25 protein-coding genes and 2 riboswitches are annotated in these 24,579 nt (G+C 68.5%); of the genes, 9 read left to right on the top strand and 16 right to left on the bottom strand.

Annotated elements, in window-relative coordinates; translation table 11 throughout:
- Positions 1-88 precede the first annotated feature (88 nt).
- Entirely contained in the window at positions 89-1,258 is a 1,170-nt protein-coding gene (locus tag FHX42_RS15630) for an NAD-dependent epimerase/dehydratase family protein (RefSeq protein WP_182545114.1), read from the bottom strand.
- Positions 1,259-1,582: 324 nt separating this feature from the next.
- On the opposite strand from FHX42_RS15630, the gene FHX42_RS15625 reads away from it, so the two are divergent.
- Entirely contained in the window at positions 1,583-2,047 is a 465-nt protein-coding gene (locus FHX42_RS15625) for a GtrA family protein (RefSeq protein WP_328796206.1), read from the top strand.
- On the opposite strand, the gene FHX42_RS15620 is transcribed toward FHX42_RS15625, so the two are convergent.
- The 5 genes from FHX42_RS15620 to FHX42_RS15600 all read right to left on the bottom strand — a co-directional run bounded on the left by FHX42_RS15620 (position 2,016) and on the right by FHX42_RS15600 (position 7,842).
- Positions 2,016-4,313, bottom strand: coding sequence for a glycosyltransferase family 2 protein (locus FHX42_RS15620; RefSeq protein WP_235987366.1), 2,298 nt, complete (start codon positions 4,311-4,313; stop codon positions 2,016-2,018). The genes FHX42_RS15625 and FHX42_RS15620 overlap by 32 nt on opposite strands.
- Positions 4,310-5,308, bottom strand: coding sequence for an NAD-dependent epimerase/dehydratase family protein (locus FHX42_RS15615; protein WP_182545112.1), 999 nt, complete (start codon positions 5,306-5,308; stop codon positions 4,310-4,312). Before FHX42_RS15615 ends, FHX42_RS15620 begins: the two co-directional genes overlap by 4 nt.
- Before the next feature lie 73 nt (positions 5,309-5,381).
- Complete coding sequence (locus FHX42_RS15610; RefSeq protein WP_182545111.1) at positions 5,382-5,819, bottom strand: SRPBCC family protein; 438 nt, start codon at positions 5,817-5,819, stop codon at positions 5,382-5,384.
- A complete protein-coding gene (locus FHX42_RS15605) occupies positions 5,816-6,634 on the bottom strand; it encodes a phosphoenolpyruvate hydrolase family protein (protein ID WP_182545317.1) in 819 nt (272 codons plus the stop codon). The genes FHX42_RS15610 and FHX42_RS15605 overlap by 4 nt, the downstream gene beginning before the upstream one ends.
- A 14-nt stretch (positions 6,635-6,648) precedes the next feature.
- Complete coding sequence (locus FHX42_RS15600) at positions 6,649-7,842, bottom strand: Tm-1-like ATP-binding domain-containing protein (RefSeq protein WP_182545110.1); 1,194 nt, start codon at positions 7,840-7,842, stop codon at positions 6,649-6,651.
- 211 nt (positions 7,843-8,053) lie between these two features.
- Here FHX42_RS15600 and FHX42_RS15595 point away from each other — a divergent pair, with 211 nt between their 5' ends.
- Together FHX42_RS15595 and FHX42_RS15590 are read left to right on the top strand one after the other, a co-directional pair.
- Positions 8,054-8,257 carry a hypothetical protein gene (locus tag FHX42_RS15595; RefSeq protein ID WP_182545109.1) on the top strand — a complete coding sequence of 68 codons (204 nt, stop codon included), beginning with the start codon at positions 8,054-8,056 and terminating at the stop codon, positions 8,255-8,257.
- Positions 8,254-8,637 (top strand): type II toxin-antitoxin system death-on-curing family toxin, encoded by a 384-nt coding sequence (locus tag FHX42_RS15590; RefSeq protein ID WP_182545108.1) that lies wholly within the window; start codon positions 8,254-8,256, stop codon positions 8,635-8,637. Before FHX42_RS15595 ends, FHX42_RS15590 begins: the two co-directional genes overlap by 4 nt.
- 60 nt (positions 8,638-8,697) lie before the next feature.
- On the opposite strand, the gene FHX42_RS15585 is transcribed toward FHX42_RS15590, so the two are convergent.
- The 4 genes from FHX42_RS15585 to FHX42_RS15570 all read right to left on the bottom strand — a co-directional run bounded on the left by FHX42_RS15585 (position 8,698) and on the right by FHX42_RS15570 (position 12,509).
- Positions 8,698-8,865 carry a hypothetical protein gene (locus tag FHX42_RS15585; RefSeq protein ID WP_182545107.1) on the bottom strand — a complete coding sequence of 56 codons (168 nt, stop codon included), beginning with the start codon at positions 8,863-8,865 and terminating at the stop codon, positions 8,698-8,700.
- A 76-nt stretch (positions 8,866-8,941) separates the two neighbouring features.
- Positions 8,942-10,117 carry an acyl-CoA dehydrogenase family protein gene (locus FHX42_RS15580; protein ID WP_182545316.1) on the bottom strand — a complete coding sequence of 392 codons (1,176 nt, stop codon included), beginning with the start codon at positions 10,115-10,117 and terminating at the stop codon, positions 8,942-8,944.
- Positions 10,118-10,142: 25 nt separating this feature from the next.
- Positions 10,143-10,910 carry a 3-oxoacyl-ACP reductase FabG gene (gene fabG, locus FHX42_RS15575; protein ID WP_182545106.1) on the bottom strand — a complete coding sequence of 256 codons (768 nt, stop codon included), beginning with the start codon at positions 10,908-10,910 and terminating at the stop codon, positions 10,143-10,145.
- A gap of 30 nt (positions 10,911-10,940) precedes the next feature.
- Positions 10,941-12,509, bottom strand: a complete 1,569-nt coding sequence (locus FHX42_RS15570; RefSeq protein ID WP_235987365.1) for a long-chain-fatty-acid--CoA ligase — start codon at positions 12,507-12,509, stop codon at positions 10,941-10,943.
- A 168-nt stretch (positions 12,510-12,677) separates the two neighbouring features.
- Between FHX42_RS15570 and FHX42_RS15565 the strand changes: the two genes are divergently transcribed.
- The gene (locus FHX42_RS15565) at positions 12,678-13,331 is read left to right on the top strand and encodes a TetR/AcrR family transcriptional regulator (RefSeq protein ID WP_182545105.1); all 654 of its coding nucleotides are present in this window, start codon (positions 12,678-12,680) and stop codon (positions 13,329-13,331) included.
- Positions 13,332-13,350: 19 nt separating this feature from the next.
- Here FHX42_RS15565 and FHX42_RS15560 read toward each other — a convergent pair whose 3' ends face one another.
- Complete coding sequence (locus tag FHX42_RS15560) at positions 13,351-14,094, bottom strand: class I SAM-dependent methyltransferase (protein WP_182545104.1); 744 nt, start codon at positions 14,092-14,094, stop codon at positions 13,351-13,353.
- Between the two features lie 115 nt (positions 14,095-14,209).
- Here FHX42_RS15560 and FHX42_RS15555 point away from each other — a divergent pair, with 115 nt between their 5' ends.
- The 3 genes from FHX42_RS15555 to glyA all read left to right on the top strand — a co-directional run bounded on the left by FHX42_RS15555 (position 14,210) and on the right by glyA (position 17,652).
- Positions 14,210-14,797, top strand: coding sequence for a TetR/AcrR family transcriptional regulator (locus FHX42_RS15555; RefSeq protein WP_182545103.1), 588 nt, complete (start codon positions 14,210-14,212; stop codon positions 14,795-14,797).
- A 136-nt stretch (positions 14,798-14,933) separates the two neighbouring features.
- Positions 14,934-15,029: riboswitch (glycine riboswitch) on the top strand.
- Positions 15,030-15,127, top strand: a riboswitch (glycine riboswitch).
- 99 nt (positions 15,128-15,226) lie between these two features.
- Positions 15,227-16,330 (top strand): glycine cleavage system aminomethyltransferase GcvT, encoded by a 1,104-nt coding sequence (gcvT, locus tag FHX42_RS15550; protein WP_182545102.1) that lies wholly within the window; start codon positions 15,227-15,229, stop codon positions 16,328-16,330.
- Between the two features lie 41 nt (positions 16,331-16,371).
- Entirely contained in the window at positions 16,372-17,652 is a 1,281-nt protein-coding gene (gene glyA, locus FHX42_RS15545; RefSeq protein ID WP_182545101.1) for a serine hydroxymethyltransferase, read from the top strand.
- Here the strand turns inward: glyA and FHX42_RS27830 are convergent.
- On the bottom strand, positions 17,546-18,523 hold the full coding sequence (locus FHX42_RS27830) for an erythromycin esterase family protein (protein WP_182545100.1): 978 nt from the start codon (positions 18,521-18,523) through the stop codon (positions 17,546-17,548). The two genes, glyA and FHX42_RS27830, sit on opposite strands and share 107 nt — an antisense overlap.
- Positions 18,524-18,526: 3 nt before the next feature.
- Here FHX42_RS27830 and FHX42_RS15535 point away from each other — a divergent pair, with 3 nt between their 5' ends.
- Positions 18,527-19,066: a hypothetical protein gene (locus FHX42_RS15535; protein ID WP_182545099.1), complete on the top strand. Its 540-nt coding sequence runs from the start codon at positions 18,527-18,529 to the stop codon at positions 19,064-19,066.
- 6 nt (positions 19,067-19,072) lie between these two features.
- Here the strand turns inward: FHX42_RS15535 and FHX42_RS15530 are convergent, their stop codons facing one another.
- The 3 genes from FHX42_RS15530 to FHX42_RS15520 all read right to left on the bottom strand — a co-directional run bounded on the left by FHX42_RS15530 (position 19,073) and on the right by FHX42_RS15520 (position 22,178).
- Entirely contained in the window at positions 19,073-19,744 is a 672-nt protein-coding gene (locus FHX42_RS15530; RefSeq protein ID WP_182545098.1) for a DedA family protein, read from the bottom strand.
- 101 nt (positions 19,745-19,845) lie between these two features.
- Entirely contained in the window at positions 19,846-21,429 is a 1,584-nt protein-coding gene (dacB, locus tag FHX42_RS15525) for a D-alanyl-D-alanine carboxypeptidase/D-alanyl-D-alanine endopeptidase (protein ID WP_182545097.1), read from the bottom strand.
- Positions 21,430-21,566: 137 nt separating this feature from the next.
- Positions 21,567-22,178 carry a LysE family translocator gene (locus FHX42_RS15520; RefSeq protein ID WP_182545096.1) on the bottom strand — a complete coding sequence of 204 codons (612 nt, stop codon included), beginning with the start codon at positions 22,176-22,178 and terminating at the stop codon, positions 21,567-21,569.
- A 101-nt stretch (positions 22,179-22,279) separates the two neighbouring features.
- Between FHX42_RS15520 and FHX42_RS15515 the strand changes: the two genes are divergently transcribed.
- Positions 22,280-22,783: an Lrp/AsnC family transcriptional regulator gene (locus FHX42_RS15515; protein ID WP_182545095.1), complete on the top strand. Its 504-nt coding sequence runs from the start codon at positions 22,280-22,282 to the stop codon at positions 22,781-22,783.
- Positions 22,784-22,807: 24 nt separating this feature from the next.
- Here FHX42_RS15515 and FHX42_RS15510 read toward each other — a convergent pair whose 3' ends face one another.
- Complete coding sequence (locus tag FHX42_RS15510) at positions 22,808-24,574, bottom strand: DUF2339 domain-containing protein (protein WP_182545094.1); 1,767 nt, start codon at positions 24,572-24,574, stop codon at positions 22,808-22,810.
- Positions 24,575-24,579 lie beyond the last annotated feature (5 nt).

Here is a 24,579-nt window from a genome sequence, read left to right as displayed (position 1 = left end):
CCGACCCGGCCCGCGAATCACTGCTGACGAAGTGGCCGCGAGGCTCCTACCGCTCGTCCGGTATCGCCTCGCGGCCACCCGAACTAACTCAGTTCAGACCACGCATCGGGCTGGAGGCCTCCCGCCACTGCACCGTCGGGCGCATCGCCGCGGTGTCCACCCGGTGCTTGTGCTGCTCGGCCACCCGGAACAGGGAGTGGATCAGGGTGTTGGACAGCAGGTGCGGATCCAGCCCCAGCTCGACCAGGCCGGTGTGCACCACGTTGTAGTAGTGCTCGGCCTGCTCCACCCGCGGATTGGTCAGGTACTCCACGTCGACGGAGCCCTCGTAACCGTTGGCCACGACCTTGGCGATCTCCTCGACCGAGAAGCTCTCGGTCATCTGGTTGAACACCCGGAACTCACCCGCCTCCGCCGGGTTCTCCGCGGCCAGCCGAATGCACTCGACGGTGTCGCGGATGTCGATCACGCCCCGAGTCTGGCTGCCGGACCCGTAGACCGTCAGCGGGTGCCCCAGCACGGCCTGGATCACGAACCGGTTCAGCACGGTGCCGAAGATGGCATCGTAGTCGAAGCGGGTCGCCAGCCGCGGGTCACGCACGGTCTGCGGGGTTTCCTGCCCGTAGACCACGCCCTGGTTCAGATCGGTGGCCCGCAGACCCCAGATGCGGCACGCGAACTCGATGTTGTGGCTGTCGTGCACCTTGCTCAGGTGGTAGAACGAGCCCGGCTTCTTCGGGAACAGCATCCGGTCGGTGCGGCCCTTGTGCTCGACATCGATCCACCCCTCCTCGATGTCGATGTTCGGCGTTCCGTACTCGCCCATCGTGCCGAGCTTGACCAGGTGAATCTCGGGGTCGACCTCTTCGATGGCGAAGAGCACGTTGAGGTTGCCGACCACATTGTTCTGCTGGGTGTAGACCGCGTGTTTGCGGTCGATCATGGAATAGGGAGCGGCCCGCTGCTCGGCGAAGTGCACGATCGTGTCGGGCCGGAAGTCCCGGATCATGTCCACGGTGAACTCGCCGTCGACGAGATCACCGTAGTAAGCCTGGATGTCCTTGCCGGAAACCTCCCGCCAAGCCGCTACCCGGGTTTGCAGTGATTCGATGGGGGCCAGACTCTGCACACCCATCTCGTGGTCGTAGGACCGACGAGCGAAGTTGTCGGCCACCGCCACCTCGTGACCACAATCGGACAGGTGCAGAGCGGTCGGCCAACCAAGGTAGCCGTCTCCCCCGAGAACGAGGATTCGCACGCCTTCTTCTCCTCTACGTTATGCTGACGTTACCGGTGTTCGTGGTTGTCCGTCGACGTACTCATGACACCGTCTCCGTCAACGCTTATTGACACCTTCCCATCAGACCGGGTCCCCGGAATGATAGGCAACACGCTGTGTGGGTGTGGTGAAGACGCCCCGATGACCTCCGCACCCGCACACACCCATTCGATACGAAAGGTATGTTCTCATCCATCGGGCCTCCGGCGAAGGCGGTCCCGACAATCACCGAGGGCAACCGCCGTGTTCGATGAACGTGAACAGAGTCGCGGTCCGGCGAGCCGTGCCCGGAAGGAACGAGGCGTGCAGCAGAACGTCGACGAGACACGATCGAAGGGACGCTACGGACGGCTGCTCCGGCGCTTCGTGGCGGCCTCGGCGGTGGCGACCACGGCCAGTCAGCTCGTCTTCCTCGCTTCTTACGCGCTCGGGGCACTCCCCGTGACCTCCACAGTGCTGGCATGGCTGGCCGGTGCGATACCGAACTTCCTGCTCAACCGCCGAACCTGGGGCGGTGGAGGGAGCGCGGAACTACGCGGACAACTACTGCGCTTCGCGATGGTTTCGGTGAGCACGGCGTTGCTCGCCGCCCTAGCGACGAGCAACACCGAAACACTGGCACTGCGGCTGTTCCCGCAGTCGCCCCCGGGACAGGTGATCCTGGTCTGGGGGGCCTTCCTCGGTACTTACCTGGTGATGTTCGTGGTGAAGTTCTTCCTGTTCGACCGCGTGGTGTTCACCGCTCGCCGGCGGGAGCCGGTCCGCTGATCGCCGTGGCCGTCTCCGTCGCCGCGACGGACCTGCCGCGAGACCGACGCTCCCGCAGCCACGTCCCCACCACCACCTTGGTGTAGCGGTAGCCGTAGAAGAGGTTGTTGCCCTTCTTGCTGACGCCGGCCACGCGCTCGTGCATGGTCATCGGCTGCTCCAGCACCCGGTATCCACGGGCGAGAACACCCACCAGCAGCTCCGAGGACTGGTACTGCGGCTGTTCCAAGCGGACCGCGTCGGCCACTTCCACCTTCATGCCGCGGAAGCCGAACGAGGTGTCGGTGATGCGCTGACTCGTCATCGCACTGACCACCCACGCGAACACGTAGGTCCCGGCCCGCCGCAACGCGTCCGTCGTCTCGCTGCGGCCGAGCCGCCGGGATCCGGTGACGAAGTCCGCCTCGTCCTCGATCAACGGACGCAACAACTTCGGCAGCTCGGTGATGTCGTACTGACCGTCGGCGTCGGTGGTCACGACGTACCGGGCACCGCGCTCGGCGGCCAGTCGGTACCCCAGCCGCAGGGCGGCCCCCTGTCCGCGGTTGGTGGGGGCGACACACGTCTGGGCGCCGTGGTTCAGTGCGACCTCGCCGGTGGCGTCCGTCGCTCCGTCGACGACGACCAGCGTGTCCACCTCGAGCCCGCAGCTCGAGGTCGGCATCCCGCCGAGCACCTTGCCGAGGGCGTCCTCCTCGTTGTAGGCGGCGATCAGCACCACGACCGGCGCGAAACCGCGATCACCGTAGCGTTCGGCGTAATCGGCCAGTGCAGCCCGGTCCACCTCGTCGGAAGAGGTCGTGGGCATGTCCTTCTCCTTCGTGCTCGTGACGGAAGCCGCGCTCGGCGCGGGGTCGGGAGGTCTGCGCCCGGTGATGGCCGTGATGCCCAGTGCCCCGGCCAGCGGCAGCAGGACCAGACCGGGAAGCTGGTAGCGCCAGGAGAACTCCATGACCGACGCGGTGAACAGCACCGTGAAGCCCAGCCCCGCGGGCAGCAGGCACACCGCGCGCAGCCCTGTTCTCCTGGCACGCCCCGCACCGAGCACGGCGGCCACCGCGATCAACAGCGCGCCCCCGAGGGCGGTACCGGGCGCGTACCCACCGTTCAGCTGGTAGGTGCGCAGGAAACCGGCGAGCTGCTGGTCGACCGAGTAGGTGCCGTCGCCGTAGAGCTCCAGCCACCCCTTGACGTAGTGCTCGGGCTCGCCGTTCATCGGGTAGTGGGTCTGGAACTGCCAGCGGGACAGCGGCACGTCACCGGGCGACTGGGTCCTCGTCGGGGCGAAGCCCTTCAGGAAGTCCCGGACGACACCGCCGGCGACGTCGAGCGGTTGCTGCATCAGCACCCGCATCGCGAAGGTGTGCTGCACGGCGGAGTAGTCGAACCCGTCCGGCAGCTTCTCGACGTTGGCGGGGTCGTGGAAGTAGTGGATGTAGTGGTCGATGCCGTTGAGCTTGCGCTGGGCGACCGGCTCGTCCGGGCACACTCGTTGCTGTTGCGGAGTCAGGTCGAGCTTGTCGCACTCGGCGACCATGGCCGTGCGGCCGTAGACGACGCTGCCGGTGGAACCGCCCAGTCCGGGCGCTCCGACGGCGATCGTGTGGTAGACCATGTACCCGCCCAGGATCACCGCGAACCCGGCGGTGAGAGCTCCGGCGGACTTCATTCGCCGCTTCCAGCCGTCGTGCGGGCGCAGCCCGGCGGCGAGCAGGACGAACACCCCCGCGGGCACGATCAGGGTCAGTCCCACCAGCCGCACGAGCACCGAGGTCGCGAGCACGACACCGGCCACTGCGGCGACCTTGGGCCCCGGCGTCCCCCACCAGGTCAGCAGCACCACCACGACCAGCAGCAGGATCTGGAACAGCAGATCGGACATGACCAGGTGCTCGATCTGGAGCTGGTAGGCGTCGAGCAACACCGGTGCCGCGGCCAGCGCGGCGATCCAGCGACGGCACCCCAGCCGTTGCAGCAGCACGTAGATGGACACACCCAGCGCCAGCCCCAGCAGGTGCTGCACCACAGCCACGAACCCCAGGTTCCCGATCAGCAGCAGCGGCCCCAGCAGCAGGAGCTCGTAGCCGATGGGATTGATGCCACCGGGGTAGAAGACCCCGAGGTCGGTCAGGTACCGGTAGGAGTCGATGTAGAGCAGGATCGGCTGGTAGGCCTGTACGGTGATCCCACGCAGCACGAGCCCGCCGAGCACGAACAGCGCCAGCAGCCAGTGCCGACGCAGCGTGCGCACCAGCGCGTCTTTCATGTCGCCCCCGACACGGCAACGGCGGATTCCCGGAAGTCCTGCCACACCGTACTCAGGCCCTCGGACAGCGACACCGCCGGTGTGTAGCCGAGCTCGCGACGCGCCCGGTCGATGTTCACGATCACGGCGGGCATCTCCCCGTTCTTGGCGGGAACGTGGGTGACCGGCAGCGACTCACCGGTGGCCCCCCGCACGGCGTCGATGAGCTCCAGCACCGAGATCGAACGCCCGGAGCCGATCACGGCTTCCCCGACGTACTGCTTGTCCCATGCGGCCATGATGCCCTGCACCACGTCGTCGATGTGGACGAAGTCGCGGCTCTGCGCGCCGTCGCCGTAGACCTCGACGCCCTCACCGGAGAGCGCGGCCCGCATCAGTCGGGGAACGAAGCTGTCCTTGTGCCCCATACCCGGACCGTAGATATTGGTGAAGCGCAACGCGCTGGCGGCGATGCCGTAGGCACCGGCGTAGCCGGACATCAGCATTTCGCAGGCCGCCTTGGTCGCGCCGTAGGGAGTCAGGGGACGCAGCGGCAGGTCCTCGGAGATCGTGGACCGGCCGATGTCACCGACCACGGCGTTGGTGGAGGCGAAGACGAACTGCCCGACACCACGCTGCCGTGCGAGTTCGAGCAGCCCCTGGGTGACCTCCACGTTGTTGGCGTGGGTTTCGGCGGGCTGGTCCACCGAACGGAGCACGGAGGTGATCGCGGCCAGGTGGACGATCCCGGCCGTCCCCGGCACGACGGCGTCCTCCCGCACCGCCGGATCGGTGAGGTCGCCGCACACGTGGGTCACGAGGTCGTGACTGAGGATCTCGGCCGCCGAGCCCTCGGGGAGTCGGTAATCGACCACGGTCACCGGAATGCCGCGATCGACGAACGCGCGTACTACTGACCGACCGACAAAACCGCATCCGCCGGTCACCACGACACGTCCGATGTCGGACTGAGCGACGGATGCTACGGAGAGTATATCGCTGCTTGGCACGCGCATGACTCTAACGGCCGCCGTGTCTGCTCGGTGTCAGACCGTACGAAACGAAGAGTCACGGGTGATCAAAGCCCTGTTATCCGGCCAGGTACTCGCTCAAGCCGCGCAGCCCGGAAGCGAAGACGCCGGAGGCGAACGTTTCGTCCAGCTCGGCCTCGTCCGCGGCCTCGGCGTCGTAGTGCGCGTACCACTCGACGAAGGCCCGCCCGGTCTCGGTGACCGGTGCGACGCGGATCGTCGCCCGGTACCGGCGAACGGGGAACGGAGCCCGCAGTATCTCGTAGGTGTAGGAGCGCTCGACGTCGTCGAGCGTCAGGAGCCGCTCGCGGATCGAGCCCCCGTCCGGCAGCGTCAGGTGGCGGACGCACCCCACCTCGGCCGCACCGCGGCCCTGCTCGATCTCGCTGGAGGCGATGCCGGGGTGCCACGTCGGCAGGCCGTCGAAGTCGCGCACGACCTCCCACACCCGTTCGGCGCCGGCCGCGATCACGGTACTCGCGTAGGACTGGGTCATGACTGCCTCCGTTGAACGGTCACGTCGGTGAACTCCTCGGTCCGTCGGGTCAGCGCCTGTTCGGCGGGAAGGCGCTCCATGCTGCTGGCGCCGTAGAAACCGTGGCAGTTGCTCGTCCGGGACAGCACGTAGGAAGCGTCCTCGGGCGTGGCGATGGGACCGCCGTGGCAGAGTACGAGCACGTCGTCGCGCACCTCGATGGCGGCACGCGACCACTCGTCGATCGCGACGACGCAGTCGTCGAGGCCGCCCGCCGTCTCCGCACCGATCGAACCGCCGGTGGTCAGACCCATGTGGCAGACGACGATGTCGGCCCCCGCTCGGGTCATCGCCCTGGCGTCCGCGGCGGAGAAGACGTAGGGCGTGGTCAGCAGGTCCGCCTCGGCAGCGGCCGCGATCAGTTCCACCTCGCGCTCGTAGCTCATCCCCGTCTCCTCCAGGTTCGCCCGGAAGGTGCCGTCGATGAGGCCGACGGTGGGGAAGTTCTGGATTCCGGCGAAACCGAGGTCGCGGAGCTCGTTCAGGAAGCGCCCGCGCATCAGGAACGGGTCCGTACCGTTGACCCCGGCCAGCACCGGCGTGTGCTCGACCACCGGGAGGACCTCCCCGGCCATCTCGACCACGATGTCGTTGGCGTTGCCGTAGGCCAGCAGTCCGGCCAGCGAACCGCGTCCGGCCATCCGGTAGCGACCGGAGTTGTAGATCACGATGAGGTCGATGCCGCCGGCTTCCTCGCACTTGGCCGACAGTCCGGTACCCGCACCGCCACCGACGATCGGTTCACCACGGGACACCTTGGCTCGAAAACGCTCCATGAGCTCCGTGCGGCTCACGAGTCCACCACCTCTCGCAGCGTCGCCACCAGCTCGTGGGCGAATTCGGGATCGTTGACATTGTGCGGGCAGCGCACGATCCGGCGGCGCTCGCTCTGGCGCACCTCGCGCTCCAGGGTTTCGAACAGTGCCGCATCGGCCTCGGGATCGTGGAACGGTTGCCCGGGGGCGTCCAGCAGGGACACCCCGCCCTCGGGCAGCAGGAAGCGGACCGGGCCGGCGCACGCGTTGAGCTTGGCCGCGAGGAAACCGCCGATACGGCGGCACTCGTCCGGGGTCGTGCGCATCAGGGTGACCTGGGGATTGTGCACGTACAGGTTCCGCTGCCGGTACTGCTGCGGGACCGTGTCCTCGGCACCGAAGTTCACCATATCCAGGGCACCGCAGGAACCGACGTAAGGCACCCTGGTGCGAGCGATCGCGTCCAACCGCTGCTGGCCCGCGCTCATCACCCCGCCGACGAGGAGGTCGCACACCTCGGTGGTGGTGACGTCCAGGACCGCCGCGATCATTCCGTCGTCGACGAGCTTTTCCATGGCCCGGCCGCCCGTGCCGGTCGCGTGGAACACCAGCGGGTCGTACTCGGCTTCGAGCCGATCGGCCACCGAGCTCACGCACGGGGTCGTCACACCGAACATCGACAGCGCCAGGGCCGGCTTGTCCGCGCCTTCCGGTGCCCGGTGCACGAGCGCTCCCGCGAGGGCGTGGGCGGCGTTGGCCAACACCCGCCGCGAGATCCGGTTCAACCCCGCCACGTCGGTGACCGAGGGGAACATCGCGATGTCGCTGGCGTCGACGTAGGCCGAGACGTCTCCGGAGGCCACCGTGGAAACCATGAACTTGGGGACGCCGACCGGAAGCTGCCGCAGCGCGGGGGTGATCACGGCGGTACCACCGGAGCCACCGAGTCCGAGCACCCCGTCGACGTCCGCGCGCCCGGACAGGAAGCGGGTGAACGCCTTGGCCATCTCGGTGATCGCCGAGCCGCGGTCGCCGGTGAACACCGTGTCCCCGCCCTCGGGGTGACACACCGCGACCTCGGCGGCGGCCACCGTCGTGTCGGCGCTGTTCTGACTCGTACTCAGGTCCACCGTCACCACCGACGCGCCCGCCGCCCGCAACAGCCCGGCGACGTGGTGCAGCTCGGCACCCTTGGTGTCGAAGGTCCCGACGACGTAGGCGCTGCCCATCGCACCCTCCGCTGCTCGGTGGTGATCGTCACTTCCAACGGACCCTACTGCGTGATCGGCTTCGACACACCCCCGATGCCCGATGCTCCTCGATCGAGTGTCAGCGGCGGAACCGGCAAAGCGAGTCACGGAAGCACGCGCACTCTCCGTCCGAGAGACAACCACGATGAAATCTTTGCCGAACAGGTACCTGATCCGGTACCTTCACCGTATGCCAGCCTTGAACCTCGAGTTCTCCGAAGAGGAGATGGCAGATCTCCGCAACGCGGCCGAGCGCGAAGGCCAATCACTGAAGTCTCTTGCGCACGACGCGGTCATGCAGACCGTTTCCTCACGCAAGTACCTCGTCGAGGACGCTGCCTCGCGGGTGGCTCGGATCAGCGCGGGCCTGAACAAGCGGCTGGCCGAACAGTGAGCGAGCCGTATTACCTCGATGTCGAAGACGTGTTGACCGCCGCCAGGTACGCGGCGGGAACCTCGGTGGAGATCCGCGACTTCGGACTCCTCGCCTCGGCGGTCGCACGCCCAGCGACAACGATGTTCGGACAGGACGCATACCCGCAGCTCCACGAGAAGGCAGCGGCTCTGCTGCATTCGCTGGCCCGTAATCACGCCCTGGTAGACGGCAACGAGCGTACTGCGTGGGCCGCCGCCTGGGTGTTTCTCGAAGTTAACGGGGAACAACTCCGCACGCCCCTGGACGAAGGCACCGCGGAAGAACTGGTTCTCGCGGTGGCCCAAGGCAAGGCGGACGTCTCGGAGATCACGATCGGCCTGCGCTCGTTCGGCCGGTAGGCACCGGCGACACACCTCGGCCCCGGGTGGATTCCCGGGGCCGGTGGTGTCACGTCCGGGTCAGCGGCTGCTGCTGCCGCCGCTCTTGCCCTTGCCCGTGATCTTGTTCTTGACCTGGTCGATCTTTTCCTTGTTCTTGGGGTCCTGCGCGTACTTCTTGGCCTGCTCGACCGCGCGCTTGCCCTGCGGGCTCTTGGCGAGCTCGCTGACCTTTTTGAAGATGGACATGGCGCCCCCTGTCTACGTGGGCGGCTGGGTCACCCTCAGCATACCGACGAAACGGGCAGGAGCGCGATCAACCGGTTCAGCCGAGCACGCCGCTGACCGAGGCGTGCCCCTTGAGCAGGTTGCGGGAGATGGTGCGCCGCTGGATCTCGTCGGTGCCCTCGAAGATCCGCAGCAGCCGCAGGTCGCGGTACCAGCGCTCGACCGGCAGCTCCCTGGTGTAGCCCATGCCGCCGTGAATCTGCATCACCCGGTCGACGATCTCGTTGGCTCGCGTCCCGCCGTACAGCTTGGCGATGGACTGGGCGTGGCGCGAGTCCATGCCCGAGTCGATCTGCCAGGCGGCCTGCAGGACCAGCCACCGCAGCGACTCGATCTCCACTGCGGAGTCCGCGAGCATCCACTGGATGGACTGGCGGTCGGCGATGGGCGCGCCGAAGGTCTCGCGGCTCTGGGAGTGCTCCATCGCCATCTCGACCAGGCGTTCGCACCCACCCAGGGCGCGCGCGGGCAGCAGGTAGCGACCGCGACCGATCCACTGCATCGCCAGGGCGAAACCCCTGCCCACCTCACCGAGCACGTTGCCCTCGGGCACGCGGACCCCGTCGAAGACCAACGAGGCCGGCATCCGGTCCGGCGGCCCCATGATCTCGATCGGCTCGGACTTCCAGCCCATGTCCCGGTCGACCAGGAAGCAGGTCACGCCACCATCGGCTCCCCTGTCCCGGTCGGTCACCGCGAACACGAGGGCGAAATCGGCGTCGATACCGCCGGTGATGTAGGTCTTCTCCCCGTCGATGACCCACTCGGAGCCCTCCTTGCGCGCCGTGGTCCGGATGTTCTTGGCATCCGATCCGGCACCGGGCTCCGTGATGGCGAAGCACGACTTGCGCTCGCCCTCGATGGTCGGCAGCAGGTAGCGCTGCCGCTGCTCCTCGTTGGCGTGGTAGAGGATGTTGTCGGCGTAACCACCGAAACTGAACGGCACGAACGTGCGACCGAGCTCGATCTCGATCAGCGCGGCCATGACCGCCGAGAGGTCCATCCCGCCGTACTCCTCGGGTGTCTGCACACCCCAGAACCCGGCTTGACGGGCCTTGTCGCGCAGCTGCGCCAACTGCTCCTTGGGCAGCCCGCGCTCACCGGCGCGTTCCCTGCGCAGCACCTCGGATTCCAGCGGCATCAGCTCGCGCTGGACGAAGGTGCGCACCCAGTCGCGAATGTCGCGCTCGGTGTCGGACAGTGAGAAGTCCACCATGCGAAAGCTCCTTTTCGCGGCCTCAGCCGAGCTTGCGACCGCCGTCGACGTAGAGGGTCTGGCCGGTGATGAACGAGGCCGACTCACTGCTCAGGAACGCGACGGTGTTGGCGATGTCGTCGGGGGTACCGACCCGGCGCACCGGAGTCTCCTCGGCGGCCCTGGCCTTGAAGTCCTCGTAGTCCATGCCGACGCGCTCGGCGGTGGCCGCGGTCATGTCCGAGACGATGAAGCCGGGAGCGATCGCGTTGACGTTGACGCCGAAGGGGCCGAGTTCGATGGCCAGCGTCTTGGTGAAGCCCTGGATGCCGGCCTTGGCGGTGGAGTAGTTCGCCTGACCCTTGTTGCCCAGCGCGGAGACGCTGGAGAGGTTGACGATCTTGCCCCAGCGCTGCTGGACCATCTGCTTCTGCGCCGCCTTGCTGCACAGGAACGCCCCGCGCAGGTGCACTCCCATGACGGTGTCCCAGTCCTGCTCGGTGAGCTTGTGCAGCGTGTTGTCCCGCGTGACGCCGGCGTTGTTGACCAGCACCCCGACCGGGCCGAGCTCGGATCCCACCCGCGACATGGCCTGTTCCACGGAGTCGGAGTCGGACACGTCGGCGGCGACGGCCAGTGCCTTGCCCCCCGCCGAGGTGATCCGGTCGACGGTTTCCCCGCAGGAGCTCTCGTCGATGTCCACCACGGCCACGGCCGCACCGTCGGCCGCCAGCTTCTGGGCGATCCCGGCGCCGATGCCCTTGGCGGCACCGGTCACCACCGCCACACGACCGTTCAGTTCCTCACTCAAGATCCGTACTCCTGTTCTCCAGCTACTTTTTCAGCGGTTCGGACTCGACTGCGCGACGCGGTCGCGCAACTCCCGTTTGAGTACCTTGTGGCTCGGCCCCAGGGGAAGCTCGTCGACGAAGACCACCCGACGCGGGTACTTGTGGCGCGCGGTTCGTTCGGCGGTCCATCCGATGATCGCCTCGGCCAGCTCGTCGTCGACCTGCCGGTCCTCGGCTGCCTCGGGAACCACCACGGCGCAGATCTCCTCGCCGCGATGTTCGTCCGGGACACCGATGACGGCCACCTGAGCCACCCTCGGGTGCCGCACGAGCAGTTCCTCCACCTCGCGCGGATAGACGTTGTACCCGTTGCGGATGATCAGGTCCTTCTTGCGGTCCACGATGGAGAGAAAGCCTTCGGAGTCCTTGCACCCGATGTCGCCGGTGCGGAACCAGCCGTCGACCAGCGCCGTCGCCGTGGCCTCCGGATTGCCGAGGTAGCCGGCGAAGACGTTGTGCCCGCGGACGACCACCTCACCGGTTTCGCCGACGGGCAACAACTCGACGCGGTCGTCGTGGTCGGCGTCGGCGACCTCGACGTCGATCCCCCACAGCGGGTGCCCCACGGTGCCCGGGCGGACTCCGTGGACCGGCTGGTTGACGGTCGCCGTCGGGGAGGTCTCCGAGAGTCCGTAGCCCTCCAGGATCTGCGCACCGAAGCGTTCGTTGAAGCGTTCCAGCACGGCCACCGGCATGGCCGCACCTCCCGAGACGCACAACCGCAGACTCGGCAGGTCGATCCCGGCCGGTGCCGCCTCCAACATCCGGATGTACATCGTCGGCACGCCGTTGATCTGGGTGATCTCGTGCTCGCGGACGAGGTCCAACGCCTCCCCCGGGTCGAACCGGGGTTGCAGGACCAGCGTGGCCGACGCGCGGAACGTGGTGTTGAGCGAAACTGTCTGGCCGAACACGTGGAACAGCGGCAGGCAGCCCAGGACCCGGTCCTCCGGGCGCGTGTCGTTGGCGTCGAAGGCGTTGACCGTCGCGTTCATCACCAGGTTCAGCTGGGTCAGGACCGCGCCCTTCGGGGGGCCGGTGGTGCCGCTGGTGTAAAAGACGACGGCCGGATCCGCCGCTCCGCGGGTCACGAAGGTCGACAACGGCTCGGCCGAGGTCGCCAGCGCGGTCAACGACGGTTCCTCGCCCGCGGACTCCCCCACCGTGATCAGCGGGACACCGGTGCGCTGTGCGCATCCGCGCGCCAGTTCGAGCTGGCTGGTGTGGCCGACCACCAGCTTCGCCCCCGAGTCGTGGATCAGGTGGGCCGCCTCGTCCGGGACCAGCAGCAGCGGCACCGGCACCACGACGGCTCCCAGCGTCTGGACCGCGTAGTACGAGCGCACGAAGTCGATCACGTTCGGCGCCACGAGCGCGACCCGGTCACCGGCCTCGACACCCCGCTCGCGCAGCACGGCGGCGTGCTCCCGCACCTGTTGCCACAGCTCGGCGTAGGTGACGTGCTGGTCACCCTCGACGACGGCCGTCCTCGACGGATGACGGCGAGCGGGTTCTGCCAGCACCGACGCCAGGGACAGCGTCATGTCGGCTTGGGTCATCCTTGACCTCCGTGGCGGTGCACCGGACATTCGAGCGAACACCGGTAACTAACGACGTTAGTTTTGTGCGACCCTAAGGCCACGCGAAGACATTGACAAGACCGCGAACCGGGACCTTGACAAGACCTCGAACCGGGTCGGGGCACTCCACCGACGGGAAGGCGAGCAGTGCCGAGACCGAACAATCCCCTGCTGTCGGCCGAGCGGATCCGCCGCGGTGCGCTGGAGATCATCGACACGCTCGGCCTGGAGGAGCTGTCCATGCGGCGGTTGGCCGAGCATCTCGGTGTCCGCGCGGCCTCGCTGTACAACCACGTCGCCACCAAGGACGAGTTGCTGCACGACATCGCCAACGCCGTCATGGACCAGGTCGACGTCTCCGGCTTCGAGCAGGACTGGGCCACCGGTCTGACGATCTGGGCACGGTCCTACCGGGCTGCGCTGGCGGCCCACCCGAACCTGGTTCCGTTCATCGCTTCCGGTCCGGCCCGGCGCGAGGCCTCGTTGCGGCGCGCCGACGCCGTGCACGGCGGTCTGACCCGAGCCGGTTGGCCCCAGCGCTACGCCACCATGATCGGCGCCTCCACCAAGTACCTGGTGGTGGGCGGCGCGATGGGGTCGTTCTCGGCGGGGTTCGTCGACGACGCCGCGGTCTACGACGACCGCTACCCCAACCTCGACCACGCACACCTGCTGCGCCAGCACGCCTCCGAGATCGACAACGACAGCTTCGAGCTGGCCCTGACCGCCCTGATCGAGGGCCTGCACCAGCTCTACGGCACGCTTCCCGCCCACGCCGCGCCGAGTTCCCCGGAAGAGTGACCGCTCGGGAGGAGGTGCGTCACGTCCGCTCGGCGTCGAGGTGCCAGACGGGAACCCTGATCCGTCCGGAGTCGTCGGTGTCCAGGGAATCCGGCTCGAACGACGCCCCCTGCGACTGCCGCCGCAGGGCCCGCGGCGTGAACACCGTGGTGTAGTGCCCGGGCTCGATGCGGTTGATGTTCCACCCGTCGGCGAACGCGCTGCGCAACTCGGCCTCGCTGATCCTGAACGGGCCGGGGAACCCGCCCGGGACGGCGTCGGAGAAGCACAGCAGGTGCAGCCGGGAACCCGGACCGCACACGCGGGACAGCGCCGCGGCGTAACGCTGTCGCTGCTGCTCGCCCAAGCAGTGGTAGAGCGCACTGTCGATGACGGTCCCGAAGCTCCGCTGCTCGAGCCCCTCCAGGGTCGTCGCCTCGCTCACCAAGAACTCGACGTCCACGCCCCTCTCCCGGGCGCGCTGCCGCCCCTGCTCGACGGCGGCCGGTGCACCGTCGAAGGCGGTGACCCGATAACCGCGCTCCGCGAGGAACAGGGCGTTGTCCCCGCGGCCGAACCCGGCGTCCAGCACCTCACCGGTGATCGCCCCGGCCCGCTCCAGCTCGACGAGGAGGGGTTGGGGCTCCCCGATGTCCCAGGGGATGGCCTCGAAGTCGAACTCCTCCTGACCGAGGGTCACCCTCCTCTCGCCCCGGTAGAGCGCGTCGAAATCCATGTCGGTGACCGCCGGGGCGGGGTCACCGCCGGTAGCGCTGTCGGTCATGGTCGGTCCTTCCGAGCGCGGGAGAAACGCGCCCTCTTTAGTAGACGTCAACGTTCACTACAGGAGTCAGCCTAAACCGGACCAACTAGGAACGCCAGCGTCTACTATGGCGACCATGAACGACAGTGCGACCAGACGAAGGGGACACGCCCTCCAGCAGGCGATCCACGAGGCCGCGTTGGCCGAACTGGTCGAGGTCGGATACGCCCACCTCACGATGGAAGGGGTCGCACGGCGATCCCGAACGGGCAAGGCCGCCCTCTACCGGCGCTGGGCATCCAAGCACGACCTCGTCCTCGACGCCGTCAAACAGGCGCTCCCCGAACCACGTGCGGTCGCTCCCCGGGGGTCGGCCCGGGACGAGCTGATCGCGGCGCTCACCGCCCTCAGCGACGTCTTCGCCGGCCGCACCCCCTTGCCGGGACTTACCGTGCTCGGCGAAGTACTCCGCGAACCAACCCTCCGGGAGGCGTTCACGGACCTCGTCGTCGCCCCTCGCCTGCACATGATCGAAGCGGTCCTGCGCGCGGGCGCGCACCGCAACGGCGCCGACCCGGACACCGTCACCCTGCTGCTGGCGCGCACCGGTCCGGCCCTGGTCGTCCAGTCCGTCCTGCTCACCGGAGAACCGCCCACCGCGGAGGAACTGACCCGCATCGTCGACGAGCTCCTGCTGCCCCTGCTGGCCGCACCGAGCCGGTGACCCGGCGGAAGTCGCGACGGCGTGAAGACCGTAAGCGGAGTGTGACTGTGACGACAGGGATCACCCCGCCGAGCTGTTGACTCTCCTACCCGGTCTCCGTAGCGTTTCTCCAAACGACAACTGCATACCGCGCCGAAGACGCTGTGCGGGAGAGCCTCCGTGACGAGCGAACGGAGCGCCGAAGGAGCAATACTCCCGTCAAACTCTCAGGCCCAGTCACCGCACGGCATCAGGCGATCACGGAGAAAAGCAGGGGCGTCGTCGCCCCTCGCCCACGGTGCAAGCCGCCACGCGCGGTGAAACTCTCAGGCCAATGACTCCGGGGAGACGCCCGGGCAGTCACTCGGGGCCCCCGGATAGGGTGGTCACCTCGTGTGAGCTGTCCGGTCCTCGACCACCCGGCGCCCATCAGGAGGAGTTTTCACCCACATGTCGCCGCCCCGCAAGACCCCCCTGCATTCCGTTCACGAAGAACTGGGCGCTACCTTCACCGAGTTCGCGGGCTGGCACATGCCGCTGCGCTACACCGGCGACACCGCCGAGCACAACGCGGTCCGCGAGTCCGCCGGCCTGTTCGACCTGACTCACATGGGCGAGATTCGCATCAGCGGCCCGCAGGCGGGCGAGGCACTGGACTACGCCCTGCTCACCCACGCCTCGGCGATCAAGGTCGGCCGTGCCCGCTACACCATGATCTGCGACGCCTCCGGCGGGGTGCTCGACGACCTGATCGTCTACCGCACCGGCGAGCACGAGTACATGGTCGTGGCCAACGCCGCGAACGCCGCCGTGGTCTCGAGCGAGCTCTCCGAGCGAGTGCGCGGGTTCGACGCCCAGCACAACGACGTCTCCGAGAACTACGCGCTGATCGCGGTCCAGGGGCCGCGGGCAGTCGACATCCTGGCCCCGCTGACCACGACGAACCTGGACGAGGTCCGCTACTTCGCCGGTTACGAGAGCCGGGTCGCCGGCTGCGAGGTGCTGCTGGCCCGCACCGGCTACACCGGCGAGGACGGCTTCGAGCTGTTCGTCGCCACCGAGGACGCACCCGTCGTCTGGCGGGCGCTGTCGGACTCCGGGGCCGACCACGACCTGCGACCGGCCGGGCTGTCGTGCCGCGACACGCTGCGCCTGGAGTCCGGGATGCCGCTGCACGGTCACGAGCTGTCCACCGAGCTGACCCCCTTCCACGCCAACCTCGGCCGGGTGGTCAAGCTCGACAAGCCCGGGGACTTCGTCGGCAGGAAGGCGTTGGCCGAGGTCGCCGAGAATCCCCCCGAGCGGACGCTGGTGGGGCTACGCGGCAGCGAGCGACGCGCCCCCCGGCACGGTTACCGTGTGCTCGACCAGGAAGGGGCCGAGGTCGGCACGGTGACGAGCGGTGCGCCCTCGCCCACGCTCGGGCATCCGATCGCGATGGCCTACGTCGACCACTCGGTCGGCGAACCGGGTACGACGCTGCAAGTCGACATCCGCGGCCGCTCCGCCGTCGTCGAGGTCGTCGAGTTGCCGTTCTACCGCCGCAACCGCTGAGGCGCGAACAAGCGTCAGATCCACACAGGAGGCACACCATCATGTCGTCAATCGATCTGTTCAATGACCGGCTGGCCACCGTTGATCCGGAGGTGGCCGAGGCCGTCGGGGCCGAGCTGCACCGCCAGCAGTCCACGCTGGAGATGATCGCCTCGGAGAACTTCGCACCGCAATCGGTGATGGAAGCCCAGGGCACGGTGCTGACCAACAAGTACGCCGAGGGCTATCCGGGCAAGCGCTACTACGGCGGTTGCGAGCACGTCGACGTCGTCGAGCGGCTGGCGCTGGACCGCATCAAGGACCTGTTCGGGGCCACCTACGCCAACGTGCAGCCGCACTCGGGCGCGCAGGCGAACTCGGCGGCCATGTTCGCGCTGCTCAAACCCGGCGACACCATCCTGGGACTGGACCTGGCCCACGGCGGGCACCTCACCCACGGGATGCGGCTGAACTTCTCCGGCAAGCTCTACAACGTGGTGCCGTACCACGTCAGCGAGGACGACCACCGCATCGACATGGACGAGGTCGCCCGGCTGGCCCGCGAGAACAAGCCACAGATGATCATCGCCGGGTGGTCGGCGTACCCGCGCCAGCTCGACTTCGCCCGGTACCGGGCCATCGCCGACGAGGTCGGTGCCTACCTGATGGTCGACATGGCCCACTTCGCCGGGCTGGTCGCCGCCGGGTTGCACCCGAACCCGATCCCGCACGCCCACGTGGTCACCACCACCACGCACAAGACCCTCGGCGGCCCGCGTGGCGGCGTGATCCTGTCCGGTGACCAGGAGTTGACCAAGAAGTTCAACTCGGCGGTCTTCCCCGGCCAGCAGGGCGGGCCGTTGGAGCACGTCATCGCGGGCAAGGCCACGGCGTTCAAGATCGCGGCCACCGCGGAGTTCGCCGACCGTCAACGCCGCACGCTCGAGGGCGCCCAGATCCTGGCCGAGCGGCTGCAGTCCGCCGACGCGGCCCAGGCCGGGGTGCAGATCGTCTCCGGCGGCACCGACGTGCACCTGGTGCTGGTGGACCTGCGCCACTCCGAGCTGGACGGCCAGCAGGCCGAGGACCGGCTGCACGCCATCGGCATCACGGTCAACCGCAACGCCGTCCCCAACGACCCGCGTCCACCCATGGTGACCTCCGGACTGCGCATCGGCACCCCCGCCCTGGCCACCCGCGGCTTCGGCAAGGAGGAATTCTCCGAGGTCGCCGACATCATCGCCGAAGCCCTGCAACCCACCATCGACGAAGCCACCAGCACCCGACTCCGCGCCCGAGTCGAAGCACTCGCCACCAAACACCCCCTCTACCCCAACCGGTGAGGTTCACGGGTGGGCGACCCGCATCCTGAGTCGCCCGCCCACCCTTCCACGCCGCACCCGGGCGCTGATCCGCCCGAGTGCGGCGTTTCTTCGCTCTTCGGCAGCCGTGCGCGCGAGCGAACCGAGGGCGGTCCCGTCTCAGTCGTCCCTGTACGGGCCGACACGTGGACGTGTCGGCCTGGGTGAGGCGTACGCGTGTCGGCAGCATCATCCCCTGCGTCGCTGCAGCACAACCACTTCTGTCGTTTCGGGGCGTGTCCGATTTCGTGCGAAACCGGGTAACCCCCGAAACGGCGCTCGGGCACCTCCGACAACGCATGAGCGGCACCACCGGTGACTGCGACAGCGGGCGGGTCGGTGTCGCCTCCGAGGCGTGGGCGATGACGTCGAACCAGCCGGTCGGCGAGCCCCCGGAAAGGTGGTGGGCGGAGTCCTCGTCGGCGTCGCAACCGTGACCGATCAGACGCATCCTCGTCCTCGTACTCAGCCACGACCGGACTTCCTCCGGCTGTTCGCCGTGCAGTCCCAGCAGGAACGGTCCCCAACGGCGTCTCCCGGCACCGCATCGACGAAGTCCGGGCGGTTCGGGCACCGAGTACGGCTCCGAACCGTGGTAGGAGGTCGGGGAACCCCGGTGGAGGGTCAGGCCGACCGAGACGTACTTCCGCCCGAAGTGGCCCCGCAGGTAGCTGCCCGCGCTGTGCCGGGTCTGCGGCGAGGGCGGGGGCGCACCGGGCTCGAACGAGGTCAGGCGGGCTGGCGTGCTCCTCGACCCATCGCACCACCTGATCGATACCGACTCCCGATCCCGGCTGGCATGCCCGATCTTCCCGAGGCGTGCCCACCGAGCAGGTGCGTACGGGACGATCACCTCATGCACCCGGCCACGACCTTCGTCATCGACCGCAGCCCGGCACAAGAACGCAAATCCAAGCGGGGCACGATCCTGATCTGCGCTTTGCAGGGGATCACCGTTCTGCTCGTCGCCACGTCCGCGAGCCTCTCACTCGCGCACTCGAGCTACCCCTGGATGGTGTGGCTCCAGTTCACCGGCATGACTCTCATGCTCATGGGCATCGCGATGCAACTCTCGGAACACCTCACCATGGCGAACATGCGGAATCTCCGGCTCGTCATGACACCTCAGGGCGTTACCTACACCTCGTCCGCCGGAACGTTCTCCGCACCGTGGACGGCCGTGAAGAAGACCAAGTTCAGGGGACACCCGGGAGGCATCGGATCCACCGCACCGCACGTGGTGGTGCACGTCCCCGGCTGGAACGGCCCGGTGAGCGGATTCCCGCTGTTCAACCGCCTGCTACTGCACCTGACCGACACCGGTGTCGACTCGAACCAGATCGCCACGGCCGTTCACCACCTCAGCGGCGGTACCCGCCAAACCGTCGTTTTCTGAGTCCGCTCAGGCGGCACGATCGATGTCGTCGGTGATCACCTCGGACTCCGCGGGCGTCGCGATCGCGCAGCGTTCGCGGGAGCGCCGCCAGAACCAGCCGGCGACGCCGACCAGCACCAGAACGAGGGCCAGCAACCATCCCGCCTGCCCCAGCAGGTCCTCGACGTACTTGGCCGAAGCACCGGCCGCCCAGCCGATCCCCACGTGCAGGGTCGACCACGTCGCGGCACCGATCAACGAGGCGGGCAGGAAGCGAGCGTAGCCCAAGCCGCTGGAACCGGCGGCTGCCGGCGTCAGGGTACGCACGACCGGCAGGAACCGTGCCACGAAGACCGCGCCGATGCCGTACTTGCGCAGCATCGCGCTCGCCCGGTCCCAGTGCCGCTGACCGACCTTGCGCACCGCCCTGCTCTCCCGCATCCGCCAGCCGTAGCGGCGACCGAACCAAAAGCCGATCGTGTCTCCCGCGGCCGCGCACACGGCCACGACCAGCGACAACGTCAGGAAGAAACCCGTACCGGTCACCGAGGCCGAGGCGATGAGCAGCCCACTCTCCCCCGGCACCACGAAGCCCAGACCGACAGTGCACTCACCGAGTACCAACGCACCGACCACCAGGACCAGCAGTGGTCGCGGCAGACTCGCGATCGCGGTCAGTGCTTCGCTGACGAAGGACAAGGGCACTCCTCGTTTGGGGGAACGCCCGCCACGCTACCGGGTGAACCCACCACGAGGGACGGATTGGTTCGGATAACGCTCCCGACTCGGCACACGCCCGGTCAGCACGCCTTGGACCAGGAGCACTCCAACGCCGACTCGTCGACGCGGGTCACCGACTCGTCGGGAGGTGGCCGCGATGCGGGCACACGCGGTGCGGCGTCACCGGCTCGGGTCCGCGGGGAACCGTAGCGAGCGAGCCGTACCGCGATCGCGTCCTGCAAGTCCCGTGGAGCCTCGGACAGGAACTCGTTGAACAACACCGAGAACACGAGCCGTCTGCCGTTGGCGGCGGTGACGTACCCGGACAGCGCCGTGACCCCGGTCATCGATCCGGTCTTGGCGTGGATGTTGTCCTCCGCCGGCGTACCGTCCATCCGGCCGCGCAGGGTGCCACCGACCATGCGTTCCTCGACACCGGCGATCGGCAGCGCGGCGTACCAGGTTCCGAACCAGGGCCGCGCCCGCACGTTGTCCAGCAGGGTGGCGATCTGGCCGGGAGTCACCTCGTCCATGGTCGACAAACCGGACCCGTCGACCAACCGGTAGGCCGCCGGATCGACCCCGAACCGGCGCATCGCCTCGTCGAGCACCGCGAGCCCCGCCGACCAACCACCCTCGCCGCGAACCTCGCGCCCCATCGCCTTGACCAGCACCTCGGCGTGGCCGTTGTTGCTGAGCTTGAGGAACGGCACCATCAGCTCGGCCAACGTCATCGACTCGTGCGCGGTGAGCACCCGCGCCCCCTTCGGAGTCACCCCCTCGGCGACACCGCCGATCGAGACACCGTGCGCGGACAGCGCCCGGGCGAACACGTCGGCCGCGTACCTCGTCGGATCGGACACGCTGCTGAACTCCTCGACCGGCGCCGCCCCGGCGGGCAGAGTACCGCTGACCACCACGCGGTTGGTCCCGTGCTCGCGCCGCACGGACAGGGTCGACGAGGAGTCGGGAGCACCGGTTCTCGCCCGGTTGACGACCTCGACCGCGTCGGTCGGCGGGGCCAGCCGGACCCGTACCGGTCGTCCCGGCGCACCAGGACTCACTCGCACGATCACGGTTCCCGCGTCGTAGTCGGTGTTCGGCGCCACGCTCAGCGCCGAAACCGGGGCGGCGTAGTAGTACGGCTCGTCGTTCCACATCCAGCCGGTCCCCAGCGGCACGTCGTCGAACCAGCTGTCGTCGACGACCAGACGGCCCCGAACGTGGCGGATACCGTCGTCGGCGATCCGGGCGGCTAGGCGCTCGTAGTCCGCGGCGAGCATCGTCGGGTCCCCCGCGCCGCGCAGGTGGATGTCGCCCGCGAGTACCGGACCGCGCCGTTCGGCCGTGGTCGCGACCTCGGTGCGGAAACGATAGCCGGGACCGAGCGTTTCCAGCGCGGCCGCGGAGGTGAACAACTTCGCGTTCGAAGCCGGCGTGGCGCGGTCGTGCGCTCGCCTGCGGTACAGCACCTCGTCGGTGGCGGGATCGCGCACGACCACGCCCGCGTGCGAACCCTGTAATCGCTGGTCGGCCAGGAGCTTGTCGAGATCGCGCCGCAGCGCGTCCGGTGGGCTCGGGGCGGCCGTGGTCGGCACCGCCGTCCCGAGCGGAGTTCCCAACAGCAGGACGAACCCGAACACCAGGACCCACCGAGCCCGCATCGCCGACCTCCGAACCGTGCAGTGGCCACCGAACGAACCAGGTCGACGACCACGAGTGATACGGCAGGTTAGGCACGGTCAACACGGAAGGTCAACGACCAACCAGGTGTCGTTCCCACGTGTCGGCGGGTGACGACTCAGCTCAGGGCGATCGAACTCGCCATCGCCAGCAGAGCGCCACCGCAGCAACGCTCGAACACCCGGCGGCGACGCGGGACGGACAGGAAGTTCGACAGCCACCGCACCGAGGGCACCACGAACATCCACCACGAGGCGAAGGAACCCACGGCCACGGCACTCAGCAGCGCGGCCTGCTCGATCGGGTTGCCGGTGGGATCCATCGCCTGCGGCAGCAAGGTGAGGAAGGTCAGCAGCACCTTGGGGTTGAGAACGTCGATGAGCAGACCGCGCAGGAACACCGACCACCCCGAACGCGGCGCCTCGGCGGTCTCCTGCCGGGCTCCCCCGGACCCCGCCTTGCGCAGGATCTGCACCCCCATGAAAGCGAGATAGCCGACGCCGATCACCTTGACCACGGTCAGGGCCGTCGGCACCGTCATCACCAGTGCCGACAGCCCCAGGGTCGCCGCCGTGGCGTGGAGCAGCAGTCCGCACGTCACCCCGGCCGCGGCAAGCCACCCCCAGCGCGTGCTGCTGGCCGCGTTCCGGGTCACCACGACGAAGTCCGGTCCCGGCACCAGCACGATGACCACCAGGGCGAGCAGGAACGGCCCCCACGCGATATCCACGACGACATCCTCCGAGTTCACTACGCAACAAGTTCGACTGACGGGGATATCGTGCTTCGGTCATTCGACCTGGTTCCACCTCGAGCATAGAATATTCGGCTATGACTGATTTTGTGGAACTGGATTCGGTCGACTGGCGAATCCTGGAGGAGTTGCAGAACGACGCGACGTTGGCGAACCGAACCCTGGCCGAGCGGGTCGGACTCGCCGCGTCGACCTGCCTGCAACGCGTCCGGCGGCTCCGGGAACAGGGTGTGATCACCGGATCGCACATCGACGTCGACCCCGCCGCCACGGGACTGCCCCTGGAGGCGGTGGTCTCGATCAACGTGCGCCCGCACACGCGCGCCGTGGTCGACTCGTTCCGCGAGTTCGTGATGAGTCAATCCGAGACACGTTCACTGCTGCACGTCAGCGGTCAGGCCGACTTCCTGTTGCACGTGGCGGTGGCCGACAGCGCGCACCTGCAGAGCTTCCTGGTGGACAAGCTCTCCGCGCGCACGGAGGTTCGCAACTTCACCAGTTCGATCGTGCTGGAGCAGGTGCACACCCGCGCCCTGACACCACCGCAGCACCTGCGCCCGACCCGGCGTCGCCGCACGTGAACCCCCACCTCGCCGGTGGTCGGGTCAGTCGTTCGCCTCTCCGGCGATCAGTCGGGCGTAGCGCACACCGGCCGCCAGCAGCACCAGGCCCGTGCACAGGAACGCCACCACCCTGGCGAACCCGTCCAGCGTGGCGAGGTCGAACAGGAACAGCTTGGCCAACGACACCGGCAGCAGCACCACGCCCGCCATCCGCAGGTACGACACGCGGACCCCGCGAAGCAGCAGCACGATCGCCGCCACGACCCAGCTCAGCGTGATCAGGACATGCCCCGTGAGAAAGCCCGCGCGATCCTCCCGCACCAGCAGGACCACGGCCATCGTGGCGCTCGACGTCGCGTAAAGCAGGAGAATCCCCGCGAATCCCCACAGCACGGGCGCCCGGGGCAAGCCGGGCAACACCGCTAGCCGAGTCGCCGTCGCCGGGATCGCCACGACGGTCGCCGTGACCAACAGCCCGACCAGCACCCCGGGCACTCCTTCCGCACCGGAGAGGTCCAGCAGCGCGAGCGGCGGGATGTCGTGGACCAGGGCCGCGCAGAAACCGACGGCGGCGTAGCACAGCGCCCCGAGCAGCGCTCCGCCACTGCGCAGTCCCCGAGCTGCCAGGACCAACAGCAGTGCCTCGCAGAGCAGCGCGATAGCCCAGGTCGACGAGTCGAGGAACGTCGTCGTGGCCTGCACCACCGCGACGGCTCCCGCCGCTCCGGCCGTCGCCACGAACCGCGAGGGAAGCCGTGCGGAAGACGTGAACCGGGCCGCGCCCCACAGCACCAGCAGCGCCGCGCCCACCCCCGAAGCGAGGAAACCGGCCTCCACACGTTCCAGCAGTGGCGCGGCGAGCAGTACGGGCGCCGGGGACGCCACCAGCATCCCGATCGCGGTGGTTCCGTCGTGGGGCCGCACCCGGGCCGTCATCGTCGCGACCACCACGCCCACCAGGGCGACGACGCTCACGGCGATCACGATGGCGAGGCGGTCCACCGGAAGGACCAGGGCCCACATGTCGGCGATCAACGCGGCCAGCACGCCGGGGAGGGCGGCCGCCACGGTCAGCCGGGACCAACCGTGCCGGAGCTGTACCGGTGCGGCGGCGACCTGCAGGAGCACCAGGAAACCGATCAGCACGGCGTCCGGCCGCTGGGTGATGAGCGGAGAGCACACGGCGCACCCCAGCACCGCCCCCACGGCCAGCGGCTGCGCTCGCCAGTGATCGGCGAGCAGCAGCCCGCCACCGGCGATCAGGAGCCCGGCCCCCAGTCCCCCGGCCACGGGCAGGTACCCGTACAACGTCGTGGCGGCCACGACGTCCAGGTAGAGCACGGCGAATCCCGTCGCCGCCAGCGCGTACCCGCCCGTCCTGTTCCCGGAACGGCGGTACACCCAGTACCCCGCACCGAGCAGCGCCGCGCCCAGCCCCACTCCGCCGAGCACGCGGAACGTCGGGCTGAGCCAACCACGCTGCACGGCCAGGACCAGCAGGAACACCACGCCGAGCAGCGTCACCGCACCGCCGACCCAGGCGAGCACGCGGCCGGCCGCCCACCGCTCACCGAGGTCACGGGGCGGAGGCGCCTCATCCTCGGCCCCCCACTCCTCTTCGGCTTCCGTCGGGCCCTCCGGCGAAAGTGGCTCCGCAGGCGGAACCGGGCGGCTTCCCCGTGATGGCTGGCCCGAGGGCTCGGCAGCCCGAACGCGCACTGCATCACTCAACGCGACCAACCGCTGCCCCACGACGGTGAGCTCGTCGGCCACCGCCAGCAGGGCTTCGTCTCTTTCCGGCTCGGTCATGGGAC

Origin of the sequence: Halosaccharopolyspora lacisalsi, assembly GCF_014137975.1 — a bacterium.
GTDB classification, from domain to species: domain Bacteria; phylum Actinomycetota; class Actinomycetes; order Mycobacteriales; family Pseudonocardiaceae; genus Halosaccharopolyspora; species Halosaccharopolyspora lacisalsi.
The sequence above is the reverse complement of the archived record's forward strand: the minus strand, read 5'-3'. Positions and strand labels throughout refer to the sequence as shown.

Bases quoted from the DNA above. Each gene is read 5' to 3' on its own strand.
- FHX42_RS15620 (WP_235987366.1), bottom strand. From the start codon at position 4,313: ATGAAAGACGCGCTGGTGCGCACGCTGCGTCGGCACTGGCTGCTGGCG.
- FHX42_RS15615 (WP_182545112.1), bottom strand. From the start codon at position 5,308: ATGCGCGTGCCAAGCAGCGATATACTCTCCGTAGCATCCGTCGCTCAG.
- FHX42_RS15610 (WP_182545111.1), bottom strand. From the start codon at position 5,819: ATGACCCAGTCCTACGCGAGTACCGTGATCGCGGCCGGCGCCGAACGG.
- FHX42_RS15605 (WP_182545317.1), bottom strand. From the start codon at position 6,634: ATGGAGCGTTTTCGAGCCAAGGTGTCCCGTGGTGAACCGATCGTCGGT.
- FHX42_RS15600 (WP_182545110.1), bottom strand. From the start codon at position 7,842: ATGGGCAGCGCCTACGTCGTCGGGACCTTCGACACCAAGGGTGCCGAG.
- FHX42_RS15595 (WP_182545109.1), top strand. From the start codon at position 8,054: ATGCCAGCCTTGAACCTCGAGTTCTCCGAAGAGGAGATGGCAGATCTC.
- FHX42_RS15585 (WP_182545107.1), bottom strand. From the start codon at position 8,865: ATGTCCATCTTCAAAAAGGTCAGCGAGCTCGCCAAGAGCCCGCAGGGC.
- FHX42_RS15570 (WP_235987365.1), bottom strand. From the start codon at position 12,509: ATGACCCAAGCCGACATGACGCTGTCCCTGGCGTCGGTGCTGGCAGAA.
- FHX42_RS15560 (WP_182545104.1), bottom strand. From the start codon at position 14,094: ATGACCGACAGCGCTACCGGCGGTGACCCCGCCCCGGCGGTCACCGAC.
- FHX42_RS15555 (WP_182545103.1), top strand. From the start codon at position 14,210: ATGAACGACAGTGCGACCAGACGAAGGGGACACGCCCTCCAGCAGGCG.
- gcvT (WP_182545102.1), top strand. From the start codon at position 15,227: ATGTCGCCGCCCCGCAAGACCCCCCTGCATTCCGTTCACGAAGAACTG.
- glyA (WP_182545101.1), top strand. From the start codon at position 16,372: ATGTCGTCAATCGATCTGTTCAATGACCGGCTGGCCACCGTTGATCCG.
- FHX42_RS15535 (WP_182545099.1), top strand. From the start codon at position 18,527: ATGCACCCGGCCACGACCTTCGTCATCGACCGCAGCCCGGCACAAGAA.
- dacB (WP_182545097.1), bottom strand. From the start codon at position 21,429: ATGCGGGCTCGGTGGGTCCTGGTGTTCGGGTTCGTCCTGCTGTTGGGA.
- FHX42_RS15515 (WP_182545095.1), top strand. From the start codon at position 22,280: ATGACTGATTTTGTGGAACTGGATTCGGTCGACTGGCGAATCCTGGAG.
- FHX42_RS15510 (WP_182545094.1), bottom strand. From the start codon at position 24,574: ATGACCGAGCCGGAAAGAGACGAAGCCCTGCTGGCGGTGGCCGACGAG.